The sequence below is a fragment of the Paenibacillus sp. FSL R10-2771 genome (assembly GCF_038000205.1).
GTDB lineage: Bacteria > Bacillota > Bacilli > Paenibacillales > Paenibacillaceae > Paenibacillus_AQ > Paenibacillus_AQ phytohabitans.
The window spans coordinates 5,441,754-5,456,706 of the sequence record NZ_JBBOBM010000001.1 but is presented as its reverse complement, the minus strand read 5'-3'; the positions used below and the strand labels follow the sequence as shown (position 1 = coordinate 5,456,706).

General features: G+C 51.0%; 14 protein-coding genes. 12 read left to right on the top strand and 2 right to left on the bottom strand.

What is annotated here, in order from left to right; genetic code table 11:
* Positions 1 to 49: 49 nt before the first annotated feature.
* Positions 50 to 763 carry a YwiC-like family protein gene (locus tag NSU14_RS23220; RefSeq protein WP_076242513.1) on the bottom strand — a complete coding sequence of 238 codons (714 nt, stop codon included), beginning with the start codon at positions 761 to 763 and terminating at the stop codon, positions 50 to 52.
* 169 nt (positions 764 to 932) lie between these two features.
* On the opposite strand from NSU14_RS23220, the gene mobB reads away from it, so the two are divergent.
* From mobB to NSU14_RS23205, 3 genes are read left to right on the top strand one after another with little or no spacing between them, the layout of a single operon-like run.
* A complete protein-coding gene (gene mobB / locus NSU14_RS23215) occupies positions 933 to 1,487 on the top strand; it encodes a molybdopterin-guanine dinucleotide biosynthesis protein B (protein ID WP_231575403.1) in 555 nt (184 codons plus the stop codon).
* Positions 1,488 to 1,524: 37 nt separating this feature from the next.
* Positions 1,525 to 2,139, top strand: coding sequence for a molybdenum cofactor guanylyltransferase (mobA, locus tag NSU14_RS23210; RefSeq protein WP_052421725.1), 615 nt, complete (start codon positions 1,525 to 1,527; stop codon positions 2,137 to 2,139).
* Between the two features lie 4 nt (positions 2,140 to 2,143).
* Positions 2,144 to 2,629 (top strand): molybdenum cofactor biosynthesis protein MoaE, encoded by a 486-nt coding sequence (locus NSU14_RS23205; protein WP_042134724.1) that lies wholly within the window; start codon positions 2,144 to 2,146, stop codon positions 2,627 to 2,629.
* Between the two features lie 157 nt (positions 2,630 to 2,786).
* Here NSU14_RS23205 and NSU14_RS23200 read toward each other — a convergent pair whose 3' ends face one another.
* Positions 2,787 to 4,277, bottom strand: a complete 1,491-nt coding sequence (locus NSU14_RS23200; protein ID WP_340947433.1) for a glycoside hydrolase family 43 protein — start codon at positions 4,275 to 4,277, stop codon at positions 2,787 to 2,789.
* A 166-nt stretch (positions 4,278 to 4,443) separates the two neighbouring features.
* On the opposite strand from NSU14_RS23200, the gene NSU14_RS23195 reads away from it, so the two are divergent.
* The 9 genes from NSU14_RS23195 to NSU14_RS23155 all read left to right on the top strand — a co-directional run bounded on the left by NSU14_RS23195 (position 4,444) and on the right by NSU14_RS23155 (position 14,866).
* Positions 4,444 to 5,349, top strand: a complete 906-nt coding sequence (locus NSU14_RS23195) for an ArsR/SmtB family transcription factor (RefSeq protein WP_340948981.1) — start codon at positions 4,444 to 4,446, stop codon at positions 5,347 to 5,349.
* A 107-nt stretch (positions 5,350 to 5,456) separates the two neighbouring features.
* Positions 5,457 to 6,164: a DNA alkylation repair protein gene (locus tag NSU14_RS23190; protein ID WP_042134730.1), complete on the top strand. Its 708-nt coding sequence runs from the start codon at positions 5,457 to 5,459 to the stop codon at positions 6,162 to 6,164.
* A 666-nt stretch (positions 6,165 to 6,830) separates the two neighbouring features.
* Entirely contained in the window at positions 6,831 to 7,388 is a 558-nt protein-coding gene (locus NSU14_RS23185) for an RNA polymerase sigma factor (RefSeq protein ID WP_340947432.1), read from the top strand.
* Positions 7,370 to 8,503, top strand: coding sequence for a DUF4367 domain-containing protein (locus NSU14_RS23180; protein WP_340947431.1), 1,134 nt, complete (start codon positions 7,370 to 7,372; stop codon positions 8,501 to 8,503). The genes NSU14_RS23185 and NSU14_RS23180 overlap by 19 nt, the downstream gene beginning before the upstream one ends.
* 31 nt (positions 8,504 to 8,534) lie before the next feature.
* Positions 8,535 to 9,410, top strand: a complete 876-nt coding sequence (locus tag NSU14_RS23175; RefSeq protein WP_336102133.1) for a hypothetical protein — start codon at positions 8,535 to 8,537, stop codon at positions 9,408 to 9,410.
* 245 nt (positions 9,411 to 9,655) lie between these two features.
* The gene (locus NSU14_RS23170; RefSeq protein ID WP_336102132.1) at positions 9,656 to 10,999 is read left to right on the top strand and encodes an ABC transporter substrate-binding protein; all 1,344 of its coding nucleotides are present in this window, start codon (positions 9,656 to 9,658) and stop codon (positions 10,997 to 10,999) included.
* A 206-nt stretch (positions 11,000 to 11,205) separates the two neighbouring features.
* Positions 11,206 to 12,168 (top strand): carbohydrate ABC transporter permease, encoded by a 963-nt coding sequence (locus NSU14_RS23165; protein ID WP_042134739.1) that lies wholly within the window; start codon positions 11,206 to 11,208, stop codon positions 12,166 to 12,168.
* The gene (locus tag NSU14_RS23160; RefSeq protein ID WP_042134741.1) at positions 12,165 to 13,010 is read left to right on the top strand and encodes a carbohydrate ABC transporter permease; all 846 of its coding nucleotides are present in this window, start codon (positions 12,165 to 12,167) and stop codon (positions 13,008 to 13,010) included. The genes NSU14_RS23165 and NSU14_RS23160 overlap by 4 nt, the downstream gene beginning before the upstream one ends.
* A 101-nt stretch (positions 13,011 to 13,111) precedes the next feature.
* Positions 13,112 to 14,866, top strand: coding sequence for a sensor histidine kinase (locus NSU14_RS23155; RefSeq protein ID WP_340947430.1), 1,755 nt, complete (start codon positions 13,112 to 13,114; stop codon positions 14,864 to 14,866).
* Positions 14,867 to 14,953 lie beyond the last annotated feature (87 nt).

The following is a 14,953-nucleotide window of genomic DNA, read 5'->3' as shown; positions in this document are numbered from 1 at the left end:
ACCGGCAGAAGAGCTTCCTGATTTTATACGTTTGGGGTTATTTTATACGCTAGAAGTAGAGCACAAGCACAGACACATATAACATAACGGAGAAGCCGATCTCGATGATTCCGGTACGTTTGGCAGTGATGCCCGTCTTAGGCAGGATGGCCGCCCGCAGGAGCAGGATCAGCAGCGGAACCAGCAAAGACGGAAACAGGAAGAGTCCGGCTGCTGCAACCAGCAGATGATAGAGCACCGATCCGTAATAGAAGCGGTTATTGTTCCGTTCACGGATGACGGTTTTGACATATAATGCGGTTCCTGTGAAGTACAGCACGGCCAGCACGAACAGCTCGGTCGCAGTCTGCCAGCTCCCGCCCTGACCGACATAGAAGACCGGATAGATGATCAGGCAGAAGGCCACTATGGCCGAGATGTCATTGAGCAGGGCCCGTTCATTTTTGGTTCTGGCATAATAGAGATTCACAGCGAACAAAGGCACGAGCGGCAGAACAAACCATAACAGCACAGGTTCAGCTGCCACCAGATAGATGATCAAAGGGAGCAGCAGAATGCCATACAGCTTCAAGGGCTGGGCATAACGCTTGAATTTCCTTGTCTTCACCCCCTGCAGCAAAGGAAAGCTGAACAAATAGATCAGCAGCCAGCAGACAAACAGCGGAATATGTATAAGCTGCCCCCGGGATGCGGCTACCCCGAACAGAAAGGGCAGAACGAGCATCGCCCAGGCGCCGTGTTGGTTAGGGATATATTTCTTCATACTAAACATGACCTCCTACCCTGAACTATCATGGCATGTGAGGATGCCAGACTCCTTAACTATACTTTTTTTGATGGGGGACGCGGGTGATTTGAAGCACAAGATATGCGCTGCTCCCCAGGGTTATCACTGAACGTTATTATGACGAAGGAGAGGCTGCAACGTGACTATGGAATCTCATCATGCAGCAGTACGCGGACCGGTTCCTGTACTGCAAATTGTCGGTTATAAGAATAGCGGAAAAACAACCCTGGCCTGCCGTTTAATCCGCGCCTTATCCGCCCGTGGGCTGCGTGTCGGGTCGGCCAAACATGATGCCCACCACTTTGAATTGGATGATCCGGGCACTGACAGCAGCAAGCATCTGCTGCACGGTGCAGTTGAAGCTGTACTGACCTCGTCAGAAGCTACAAGAATCATGCGGAAATCCGAAACCTCATTGGAAGATATCGCAGCGTCTATGTACGGTAAGGTTGATCTGCTGGTTGCAGAAGGCTTCAAGTCTGCGGATTATCCCAAAATCGCATTGATCCGCAATGCAGACGAGATGAGCCTGCTGCGAAACCAGACTGCGAATATATGCCTATGGCTGAGCTGGGAGGAGAACGCGGTTGAGCATCGTGCAGCCTCTCCGGTCAGCCCGAATACTATCCCTGTACTGCCGCTGCAGGATCAAGTGCTTGTTGATGAAGAAGTTCTTTCTCTGGCTTATTCACTTCTCTAATCAAATGGAGCCGGAATACTTACGGGAGGTGCTTGATTTGCTGACTGGAATCATACTGGCAGGCGGACAGAATTCCCGGATGAAGGGCCGGAATAAAGCGCTCCTGACCTATCAAGGGGAGCGTTTCGTGGATAGACAGCTGAAGGAAATGCGAACCGTCTGCTCTAAAATAATTGTTGTTACGAACGATGCTTCTCCGTACATGGACTACCCTCCCCAAGGAGATATCCGGTATATTCCGGACATCTGTGCGGGGCTTGGACCGCTGAGCGGGTTTCATGCTGCTTTTGCCGGGGTGGAGACGGAATATGCCTGGGTTGTGGGCTGTGATCTCCCTAAGATTTCCGCTCCCGCCGCTTCGTGGATGCTTACCCGGCTCATGGAAGAGGACTATGAGGCTGTTCTTCCCCTGATGAATGGCAAACATCAGATGCTCCATGGAGTATACTGGCCGCACCGGATCCTGGCAGATATTATTGAAAGACTGGATACACGGCAGTACCGGCTATCCGGATTATTAGATTCGATGCACTGGTTAGGGGTAGACAAGGACGATCTTGCTGGTGCGGGTATACATGAGGATTTCACTGCAGATATTGATACACCTGAGCAATATAAGGACTTGCTGCACGCAGATATGGAAAGGGAGTGATCACTTGGGCAGTGCATTATTCGAAATTACAGACAACCCGATTCAGCCGCAGGCGGTCTCTGATAAAGTTCTGCGGAGAGAAGCGGGAGCGGTCACTTTATTCATAGGTACGGTAAGGGAGCTCACGCAGGGTAAGCGGACATTATATCTTGAATATGAAGCGTATCCGCTTATGGCGCTCACGCAATTGGAACGCATCGGGCAGGAGGTCAGAGAACGCTGGCCGGATACCAGGGTTGCTGTGACACATCGGGTAGGAAAGCTTGAAATTATGGATATCGCTGTGGTGATCGCTGTATCTTCTCCGCACCGTAAGGCTGCTTACGAAGCGAATGAATATGTGATAGACCGGATTAAACAGATTGTACCGATCTGGAAAAAAGAAACGGGCGAAGACGGCAAAGCATGGATTGGCGACCAGCTGAATCAATGTGCTTATCCGGAAGGGCGGCCCCTCTTGCCGGATATTCCTGTGGAAGACAGGAAGTAAAGAAGCCGCAATTCACTATCTGATGAACTATCGGATCGCTGATCTGAATGCATTAAGGGAGCTCCCGTAACGGGGCTCCCTGTTTTTGGGTATTCCGGATATACACAAAGCGGTGCAGAGATAGAGCGCGGATACCCGCAGGCTCTGCTTCTGCTTGTTACACATACTCGCACTTAAACTCCGTGAACTCCGCCGATGAACCTTCCCCGCATGCATACAGTCCGATCAGGACACCCGTGAATCCTCCGGCAACCTCGGAAGAGAGGTATCTGGTCTGGGCCGACCCGAGGGGGATTTCCTCGTGTTCATTACTAATGAAGAAGCTGTAGCGCTCCTTACCGGATTTGATCAACAGCGTGGCCTGATTGCTACTGCCCAGAGCCACTTCATGCTGGATGGATTTTACATCTCCAATATTGAGGCGCTCGATCACCCGGTACTGCGCTTCGTCTTGGCGGATTGCCAGATCATAATGATGATTCTCGTCCATATAGAGCGTGATGCCGGCTTCTCCGCCTGTCAGCGTTATGTTGCAGGTAATCACCGCGTCGAAATCCCGTTGGCGGAGGCCTATAAAGGTCGGGGATGCCGGAACATCCAGCGTTACTTCTGTGCCTTGTAGCGTCAGCTTGTCTTGTCCCAGCAGATAATTCTCTGTGGCCGGATGGCGGAGATAAGCCCAGTCCAGATTCCAGCCGGTATTCTCAAAAGTATAGCTTTTCTTCTCCTGCTGAACCACCGTGTCCGGAATGCGGTCAGTCTCGAAGCTCAGAAGCACCGTTCCGTTATGACCGGCTGTAAACCAGCCGTCTTCGCCGAAGGTCACCGGAGTCAGGAACACTTCCCGGCCCAGATGGTGGTAAGTGAGCCAGCGTCCGGTTTGCCGGAATCCCAGATGCAAGAGCCACCAGTTCCCTGCGTCATCCTGGATCAGATCGCTGTGTCCGACACCCTGCAGCTCATAGCCGCCCAGATTACGGTTGGTCAGGACAGGATTATTCGCATAGGCCTCGAACGGGCCCGAAGGAGAAGTCCCCCGCGCATAAGTCGCCATATGACCATATTCGGTTCCGCCTTCAGCAGCGAGCAGGTAGTAATACCCGTTGATTTTATAGAGATGAGGGCTTTCCAGATAACGTCCGCCCGTTCCCTGCCAGATAGACTGGCTTGGCGACAGCTTGCTGCCCGTTCCAATGTTAATTTCACACTGAATCACACCTGCAGTGCCGTTATCATCCAACCCGTTGCTCATAAACAAGGCCTTGCCGTCTTCAAAATATAAATCCGGATCGATTCCGCCCTGATCGACATAGACCGGTTCCGACCATTCGCCGTAAATATCGTCCGTCCAGACATAGAAGTTCTGGCGGGTTGTGTCATTGGTAGTCACCATGTAGAAACGGCCGTTATTGTGGCGGATGGTAGGGGCGAACACGCCGCCGGAGCTGCTCACCGTACCCAGCTGGATCTGGCTCTCGCGGGTCAGGCAATGGCCGATTTGCTTCCAGTTAAGCAGGTCTGTGCTCTCGAAGATAGGCACTCCAGGGAAATACTGAAAGGAGCTGCAGACCATATAATAGATGCCGTCTACTTTGCATACGCTGGGGTCAGGGTAGAAGCCTTTGATTACCGGATTGTTGTATTTCATACATACACCTCTTCTATAAATTCATATATATATAAATTCAATATGATCACTTCTAAGGAAATTAAACACCAACTTGAGATTCATAGCAATAGATTAAGCTTGTCTGCGGGATTTAAATCGGTTAAATTAATAGAAATATGAATTCAGTGATCAGGAGATAATCATGATGATAAAAGCGGACGGGAAACCGGAGTACATGCCTTTATACGAGGCGCTGGCCAGTGAAGTCAGGTGGAGAATTATGAGCCTTATTGCCGAGCGTGAAATGAATGTGAAGGATATCGCGGATAAGCTTGCGCTCAGCCCGTCCATCGTCACCCTGCACATCCGGAAGCTCGAAGCCGCCGGGCTGACGGGGAGCCGCAGGGTCCGGCTGAACGGGGGAACGCATAAGCTGTGCTTCCTCAAAGCAGCAAGCATTGATATCCAGCTGCCGTCTGCCCGCAAGGACGCGAAGATGCTCGAGCAGAGTATTTCTGTGGGTCATTATACGGCGTTTGAAGTTCATCCAACCTGCGGGCTGGGTACACATGAGATGGAGATCGGGGTGTGGGATGATCCGCGTTATTTTCTGGATCCCGAGCGGGTTAACGCCTCTATTCTATGGTTTGGCAGAGGATACGTGGAGTATAAAATGCCCAACTATCTGGCCGCCGGACAGACGGCGGACTTCCTTGAAATTTCCATGGAGCTGGCTTCGGAAGCGCCCGGCTTAAGGGACGAATGGCCGTCGGATATCGGCTTCACGTTTAACGGTGTGTTCCTTGGAGCCTGGACGAGTCCGGCGGATTTCGGCAGAGCGGCACGCGGCAGATACACGCCCGAATGGTGGCACCGGAATGTGAATCAGTACGGGCTGCTCAAGACGATCCGCATTGACGCTTCGGGTACTTTTATAGATGGAGTCCAGATGTCGGAGGTGACCATTCACGAGGTGAAGCTGAAGGAGCCGTTTTGGACGCTTCGGTTCACGGTGGACGAGCAGGCAGAACATGTAGGCGGATTGACGCTGTATGGGGCGGGCTTCGGCAATCATGATCAGGATATTGTGGTTCGGGTGTATCTCCGGTAGGTTGCGGCTGCGCGAACCGTACAGTACAATTTCAGTAGCCGGTTATGCCGGTCAGGCTTAAGGGATTACTTTGAAGAGAATACTTCGGATAAAGGGAGTGTTATATAATGAATGCAGAAATGGTCATGCAGGAGCTGGAAGAGCTCGGCAAGGAACGAACCAAGAAAATATACAGCTCGAATGGCGCGCAGGAACCGCTCTTTGGTGTAGCTACCGGGGCGATGAAGCCGATTTTCAAAAAAACTAAAATTAATCAGCCGCTGGCTGAAAAGCTATATGCGACGGGGAATTATGACGCGATGTATTTTGCCGGAATCATTGCCGACCCTAACGGGATGACGGAAGCCGATTATGACCGGTGGATGGACGGGGCTTATTTCTATATGCTGTCTGATTTCGTGGTGGCCGTAACTCTGGCGGAGGCGGATATTGCCCAGCAGGTTGCCGATAAATGGATCGCGAGCGGCGAGGACCTGAGAATGTCGGCGGGCTGGAGCTGTTACTGCTGGCTGCTGGGAAGCCGCCCGGATAAGGAATTCTCTGAGAGCAAGCTGGCGGGTATGCTGGAGCTGGTGAGCAGGACGATTCATGACGCCCCGGAGCGTACCAAATATTCAATGAACAACTTCCTGTACACCGTAGCCGTATCCTATTCGCCGCTGCATGACTTGGCGAGTGAGACAGCGAAGAAAGTAGGTCCGGTAGAGGTGGGCAAGGACAAACCTGCAGGCAAATCCATTAATGCCTACGACAATATTCAAAAGGCGGTCGAAAAAGGCCGCGTCGGATTTAAACGCAAGCATGTGCGGTGCTAGGCGGGTATCCGCTGATTCTGGTATTTTAATTAACATCTGCCTCCTGATGTGGGCAGGTGTTTTTTTTGTTGGCGCGAAGCTCACGATTGTATGCCGTCTGCAAAATACATTCCACTAAAGTTTAACTAACGTTCCACCACGTTAACCCTTTTCCACCCACGTCAACCCTGTTCAGCACATGCTCAACCCACGTTTAACCTGTTTTTTGCGCAGCTGGAATCCGGTTGCCTTAATAATCTTGCACAGAATACAACATTATCCTCTTAATCCCGGCCATAATCGCGAATTGTTGTATAGAATACAATAATGCTCCTCCTCCAAGCGGCTTTTCAGGAAAATTCTTGTATTTCGTACAACAATTCTCCCGAACTCCCCGGTTTTTGGGCGTCTGAGTTGCAAAACGTACAACATTTCCGGGCTAAGCTTCGGCGGCCGCAGCCATTGTCCGAAAGAATGGACGGATAACCGGCCAATGGCCCCGGGAACCGGGGAGCCGCCCGTGTAGTGCTATGGCTGGACCGCTAGTTGTAACGCATGGTTTTTACATAACGAGATCAACAGAGTCTTATCTGTTGGTCTCTTTTTTAACGCCTGAAACGGAAAAAAATGTCACGCAATCCCCTGCTCAAGTGTTATATCTATATTGATAGCAGAAAGGAGACAAACGTGGACTCTATAGAAGAGAAGATCAGGCGGATACAGGCTGGGGAAGCTTCCCTTTTTTCGGATATTATCAGGCTGTACCAGCAGCGCATTTACCTATACTGCTTCCGCTTGCTGAACAACAAGGAAGAGGCCGAGGATGCAGTGCAGGATGTCCTCATCAAGGCTTATCAGAACATCGGGCAGTTCAGGCCGCAGGCGGATTTCGTCTCATGGCTCTACAAGGTCGCTTATCATCATTGCTTAAACCAGCTGCGCCGGCAGAAATTTCAGCATCAGCTGCGGAAATTACTCAGGCAGGAGGTTACGGTGACAAGCGCCGAACAAACACTAGAGAAACGCCTGTTCAGTGAGCCGGTCTCAGCCGCTTTGGAGCAGCTTAATATGGAAGACCGGAATTTATTGATTCTGCGTATTTTTGAAGATAAATCCTTTGCGGAAATCGGAGAGATTCTGGGTGTCAGCACAGCTACGGTACGCAAAAGATATGAACGGACCAGAGGCAAGCTTAAAAAAGCTATCGAGCGGAGGGAGAAACAACTATGGGCAAGGGCGAATTGACCTCAGAAGAGCAATTTGTAAAAGATGGAGATCGTTCTGCTGAATTTCCGCCCGTTGATGTCCATGACCCTGTGATGGAAGCCATCGGGTTCGGTAAGGTACGCCTTACTGCCGATCTGCAGGCATCGCTGCATGATGGGGAAGCTCCTGAGATTATGCAGAGGATAGAGACGGTAACCGGGATAAAGCGCAGCCGTAAACGGATATTACGGATTCCGGTTAGAGGCTGGGCAGCAGCGCTAATCCTGATTGTCTTACTGGGAGGCGGCTATTCCCTGTATTCCTCCGTTCCCCGGCAGGCAGCCAAATTCCAATATGAAGTGCAGCCCTATGAGCCGCTTCAGGCGACGGAGGAAGGCGGAACGATAGAAATAATGAAAATGCCTTTAACCCCCGGGCCTGATCTTCCCCAGGCGGAGCCTAGTAAAGAAGATGAGCTGATGAGTGCCAAATATAAGGAAGGCTACGAGGCGATCGGGAAATTATTGCTTCCCGGAGAATACGCTACATTCGTATTAAGACATGAAGGCGGGGACGGACGTTCTCAGATTGGCATATTTAGCCCGCTGATGATATTTACTGACTATTCCAGTTATGTGACCAGTGCAGAGAAGCACACAGCTCCGATTTTGAAGCAGCCTGGATATATGGCGGACGGGTATACTTTTGACCAGGCCTATGTTTCCCCCTCGTTCAAACAGATGAATGAGGAAGAACTGCTTGCCCTGTCCGGCGGAATTGAGCTTGAAGGCGGCTTCCGGGTGACCTGGAGACGGGAGCCTGCGGATAACATTACTTTTGATTCCGCTGCATTGGAGTATAAGAATGGTGAAAGTAAGGTAAGAATTAGCGCCAAACGTATGAAGCAGAATACCGGACCTGTAGAAACTCTGATGTGGACCAAAACTACAAACGTAGAGACCATTCATGTCAACGGAAAGCAGCTGATTTATCTTGAACCCTCCAATAACGAAGATTTCAAAATAGGCTATAAGTATAGACTTATCTGGGCTGATCCGGAAACGCGGATGATCTATGATGTGACTGCCCCACCGGAGAATACCACATTAACCAAAGATGACATTATCCATATTGCTGCCGGTATGATGAATTAAGTATTTGCAAATAGAGAAAGGTGGAATCTTAATGAATTACAGAAAAACAATCATGGCTATGACGAGTGCAGCGCTGTTGCTGGGTATAGGGTACGGGGCTTCCGGACAGGCATTTGCTGACCCTTCCAGGCTTCAATCTGCAGCAGCTTTGCCTGCCATCCAGGCGGACACTAAATATATGGCGCAAGTCAGTCAGGAGGAAGCCAAGGCGAAAGCGGAGCAGGAGCTGAAGAAATTCAAGAGTCTCCTGGACCAGCAGAAGAAAGCGTTAAGTGGTACTTATCAGCCTGGAGAGATCAGGTATGTGTACATTAATGACAAGGAATACCAAGCCAGTCCCAGCAGCTCGCCCTATGCGAGTAACTCTTATTCGCTTATATTCAGAAATTATGATGAATACACCAAGAAGAATGCAGCCGGCAAGACCGCAATGCCACTGGAGCTGAAAGAGCTCCCGCATGGCTACAACTTTACTCTGGCAAGAATTGCCCCCTATCAAACATCTTCCGAACAGAAGAAGATGTTCAACCAGGTGATTGCTGAAGGGAAGGCATCCGGCAAGAAAATATATGTTAAGAAGCTGCAGGAGAAGCGTATTTCCATAGAGCTAATCTATACGATGACCGCTCCGGTCAATGGAATAACAGGGGTCCTCGCTATCAGAGCCGAGCCCGCAGGGGCTGCAGGGAAGGCGGTTGAATCGGAGCCGGTACAGCCGCAGTCGGAGAAGCTGAAAGTCGATGGGCAAGAGGTGATATATACCGCTAACGATAAGCAGGAGCACAAGTCGGTGGTATGGATGAATGCAAAAACACATGTCAATTATATTCTCCGGGAAGACCGCGGGCATCTGAACAAGGAGGAACTGCTGGCTTTGGCGGGACAGGTTATGGAGGCATCGAAATAGCCGCAGGCTCTGCTTGCTTGACAATCACCCGCTCCGCTACGTGAAGACCTGCCGGATAGCACCTTCAAAATTGCCCCCTATCTCTAGGATGGGGGACAGCCTTGGAGGTTTTTTTGTGTGCACGCAGACTTCATTTCCGGGAGATTTTATAATAATTCGTGCATTGCTCTTATATGAACTTCAAATCCTAATTGTTACTATAACAATGTAGTAAGAGAATACAGATTTATACAGGAGGGTTAAAGATGTTGAAATGGAAGCGTTCTCTTTCGGTGTTGGCCATGACAGCTATATTGGGTACACTGGCTGCCTGCGGCGGCGGAGGGAATGGAGCAAACAATGCAGGAGCTTCTACTGCGGCACCTGCCAGTACTGATGCTGCGGCAACTACAGCTCCTAGCAGCGGTAGTGGTGAACCTGTCAAACTCCGGATTATGTGGTGGGGCTCCCAGCCGCGCCACGAGGCAACCTTGGCTGCGCTGGACTTGTACACGAAGAATAATCCGAATGTAACGTTTGAGCCGGAGTATTCCGGGATGGACGGATATCTGGACAAATTATCTACCCAGGCTGCGGCCAATAACGCTCCGGATATCGTGCAGCTCGATCCGGGCTGGATGCCGGACTGGATGGCCCGCAAGCAACTCACTGAATTGGCGCCAGAGGTGGATGTCAGCAAATTCGATGAGAAGCTGCTGGCCGGCGGCCAGCTGGACGGCAAACAGTATGCCGTTCCGCTGGGCTCGGTAGCCTTCGGCATGGTTTATGATAAAGCCGCTATGGATAAGCTGGGGATTGCCAATCCGGCCAACGGCTGGACCTGGGATGATTTCTTTGCCTTAGCCAAGGAATCCCAAGCAAAGCTGCCGGACGGCCAGTATTTCACCCTGGACTATGCTGGGAACTACTTCATGTATTCGGCTTACCAATACGCCAGGGGGAAAGGGCAGGTTATCACGGATGAAGGTCATTTCAATGTGGATGAAGCCACGTACCTGGAATGGACCCGGAAATTTGAGGAGCTGCGTAAAGAAGGCCTGGTTCCTCCGGCGGATGTGAATGCATCCGATAAGGAGAATGATCCGCAAATGGACCTGCTGGCAGCAGGGAAAGTCCTGTTCCGGTACAGCTTCTCTAACAACCTGGGAACCTGGGACAGTATTAAACCGGGGGCTTACGCCCTTGTAACGATGCCGCGTGCCGAAGAAGCCGGAGGCTGGCTGAAGCCGTCCATGTTCCTGGCCGTTTCGAAGAATTCTAAGCATGCAGAAGAAGCCAAGAAATTCATCAACTGGTTCGTGAATGATCCGGAGGCAGCCCAAGTCACCCAAACCTTCCGCGGCCTGCCGGCCAATAAGGATAATGCCGCCCTTCTGGAAGCGAACATGAGTGAACTGGATAAAGTAGGGTTAGGACTCCTTCGTGCTACCGAGCCGGATGGCCAGACCTGGTCGGCCGGAGCCGGAGGCTGGACCAACTTCGTGGATAAAGACTGGGTGCTTGTCCGTGACCAGCTCAGCTTCGGGAAATCCACGCCGGAGGAAGCTTATAAGCAGCTTAAGGAAGCAGCGCAATCCTACGAGAAATAGAAGGATTATTGATAGCATAAGGCATATAAATTCTATAGTTGAACGAAAAGCCCGGGACAGCCCTGTCCCGGGCTTTATTCCGGACTATTTTGTTCCCTGGAATTACCGTTATATTTTGAAAGAATTCGAGCATTCCCCTCATTTAGCCGGGTGTGGGCCAATTATATACTTGAGTTATCCAAATTGACCACAAGAGGTGACCACAGATGAACCGTTCCACAACGACTTTAGCCGAAGCGGCTCCATTGCCGAAAAAAAGCTCCTACTTTCGCAGCAGATGGAACGCTCCGCTTGCGGGCTATTTGTTTATTGCGCCCTGGCTGATCGGGTTTCTGGCGCTGACGGCGTATCCGTTATTCTTATCGCTGTACTATTCGTTTACCGACTACACTTTGATGCAGCCGATGCAATGGATCGGGTCCCGCAATTATGAGCGGATATTTACAGCGGACCCGAAATTTATACAATCTGCCAAAGTAACCGTCATGTATGTGCTTGCATCTGTGCCCCTGAAGCTGGCAGCCGCTCTATTCGTTGCCATGATTCTCAGCAAAGCAGTGAGAGGAATTAGTGCTTACCGTACGGCTATCTATTTTCCGTCGCTTATCGGCGGCAGCATCGGAGTTTCCCTGCTCTGGCGTAACATTTTCGGGGTAGAAGGGATTTTTAACAAGCTGATTGCTGTGTTTGGAATAGAGGGTAAAAGCTGGATTACCAATCCCGACACAGCTCTTGGCACATTGATTCTACTGACCGTCTGGCAATTCGGCTCCACCATGGTAATCTTTCTGGCAGGACTGAAGCAGATCCCGAATGATCTTTACGAGGCGTCCTCGGTTGACGGGGCCAGCAAGAGAACGCAATTCTTCAGAATCACCCTGCCGATGCTGTCACCGATCCTCTACTTCAATCTTATCATGGCTGTTATTGGCGCCTTCCAGATGTTCACTTCCGCTTTTGTGATTACGAACGGAGGGCCGATGAACTCCACCTATGTCTATGCAATGTATCTGTATGAGAGGGCCTTCAGCCGTTACGAGCTGGGTTACGCTTCCGCACTGGCCTGGATCATGCTGGTCGCCATCGTTGCTGCAACCGTCCTGATCTCCTACACCTCGAAGTATTGGGTATTCTATGAAACAGACACTGGAGGGAAACAACGTAAATGACAACATTGAAATGGAAGCCGGCAATCCGTCATCTGTTCATGATTCTCTTCAGCTTCGTCATGGTCTATCCGATTGTCTGGTGGATTGGAGCATCGCTGAAAGACAGCACCGAGCTTGGCTCACCGGGGATCTTCCCGGCGGTCCCGCATTGGGACAACTTCACCAAGGGCTGGAATTCGGTTCCCGGCCATACCTTTACGGACTTTTATCTCAACACCTTCGGGCTTGAAATTGCTGTGATTATCGCAACCCTGTTATCCTGCACGCTGGTTGCCTTCGGTTTCGCGAGACTGGATTTTCCGCTGAAGAATTTCTGGTTCTCCATTCTGATGCTGACCCTGATGATGCCCGGACAGGTGCTGATCATCCCGCAATATGCCTTGTTTTATCAGCTGGGCTGGGTCAATACGTATTTGCCGTTTATCATTCCCCATCTGCTGGCGGGCGGGGCGGGCGGGAGCTTCTTCGTCTTCCTGCTGATCCAGTTCATCCGCGGGGTTCCAAGAGAGCTTGATGAATCAGCCAAAATCGACGGATGCTCCTGGTTCGGCATCTTCTGGAGAGTCGTTATGCCGCTGGCTTTCCCGGCGATTGTTACGGTGACCATCTTCTGCTTCCTGTGGAACTGGGATGATTTCCTGGGCCATCTCCTCTACATCAACACGGTGGATAAGTATACAGTAGGCCTTGCGCTGCGCATGATCAACGATTCCCAATCCGCGGCGGAGTGGGGCCAGCTGCTTGCTATGTCGCTTGTATCCATTCTACCGGCTACTATTGTCTTCATGTTCCTGCAGAAGTATTTCGTAGACGGGATTGCGACAACAGGAATAAAGGGATAAGATGTAAAAAAACATCCGTCACATAACGGTAAAGCGCCCGAGCCTCATTCGCAGCTTTACCGTTTCTTTCGTGTGAACCGGAAGTGAAGGAAGGTAAGGACTTGACCAATCCTTTTAAAAAATTCAGGATCGACCGCCTATTTTTCCACAGCTTTGCTATTGTGCTCATTCTAGTAATCGCAGTTACAGCTTGGACAAGCTACAGCAATTCATCCAAAGCCCTCGTGCAGACGACCTCCCATTACCAGCAGCGGCTGCTGGACGAACTGAATAATGAAATTACAACGCGGCTGGATATGATTGAGCAGATTTCACTGTCCAGCTCACGGGACAACGAACTGACCACTTTTCTCCGGAACAGGCAGGATGATTTCGAGCGCTACCGCAGGCGTGTAGGCGTAGAAAGTGCGCTCGCCAATCTGACCTATGCCATTCCTTTAATTCAGGGAATTGATCTGTATATGGATGAGCCTATGCCGAGCGAGAGCCAAAGCTACATCCAGTTCAGGAATATTATTGATCTGGATAAGCAGGAATGGTCCAAGCGTCTGGTGAAAAGCGATTTCGCCTGGTCCGGGGAATATACCATTCCCAGCTTTCAGGGGGACGTTCCGGTGCTTAGCTTCGCCCGGAAAATCATGTATGAGAATGACTATCTGGGCGTGCTGGTCGTCCATATTAAGGCCAAGGAAATCCGGCAGCTGCTGACCGGCAATTCCTCCGGGTCAAACCGCATCATGGCCGACAGCGAAGGGAAGCAGATTCTGAGGATCGGGGAGACGCTCGAACAGAACGAGTGGTCTAAGTGGATCGATCTCAAGAGTAAGAAGTCGGGCTATGTGCATATTCCGGGCAAAGCAGGTTCCGGCAACACTCTGCTGGTCTATTCCCGAATGGATAACTCCATCTGGACGCTGATCGAGTTCACGTCATGGAAGCAGATTACGGCAAGCAGTCTGAAGCTGGCGGAGTGGATTGGCCTGATTGGTATCGCTGCGATCCTGCTGGTGCTGCTGCTGACGCACTATCTGAGCAAGCAGTTTACCAAGCCGATCAAGCAGCTTGTAAGCGCTATGAAGATGTACTCTGTTGGAGGGCATAAAGAGGAGCTGCCCACAGATTATGAGAATGAATTCGGTTATTTATTCTCCGGCTACCGCAAGCAGAATGAGCGGATTGAGGAGCTGTATCTCTCGCTGGAACGGCGTTATGAGCAGCAGCGGAAAGCCGAGATTGAGGCGCTGCAGGCCAATATCAATCCCCATTTCCTCTATAATATGCTGGATCAGCTGAACTGGATGGCAATCGATGCCGGGCAGGAGGAGCTCAGCCGGATTCTGGAGCTGATGGGACAGATGTTCCGGATCGGCTTATCCAACGGGGCGAGCTTCATTAAGATCTCTGAAGAGTTGCTGCACATCCGGTGTTATCTCGAAATCCAGCAGCTCCGCTGGGGGGGAGGGCTGGAATACAAGATAGAGGCAGCCCCGGAGCTGCAGGATGTGTACATTCCGAAGCTTACCCTGCAGCCGTTCGTGGAGAATTCAATCGTACACGGCTTTAATAAGCAGAGCAGCGGTGTTGTATCTGTCTATATAGGCAGAGCAGAGGAGACGCTGCAGATTATTATTGATGATAACGGAGCAGGCTTGAAGCAGCCGGAAGAGCGGCCGCGTAACCGCCATACCGGCGGCTATGGCATTCGCAATGTGCGGGAGAGAATTGCCGGATATTTCGGCAATGACTATGGGGTTAAATTGAAGGAACGTGAAGAAGGCGGAACCAGAGTAGAGGTGAGTCTGCCTCTGCTTGCAGAGGCCCCGGGGCAGCGGCTAAGCGAGCATAGAAAGAGCTAAGTGGAAGGCAGAAGTGGCAGCGCTTCCCTTGCTGTGCAGGGCAGATAACGTTGCAGCGGATAGTGATAGCAAGGAAACTTAAGGAGG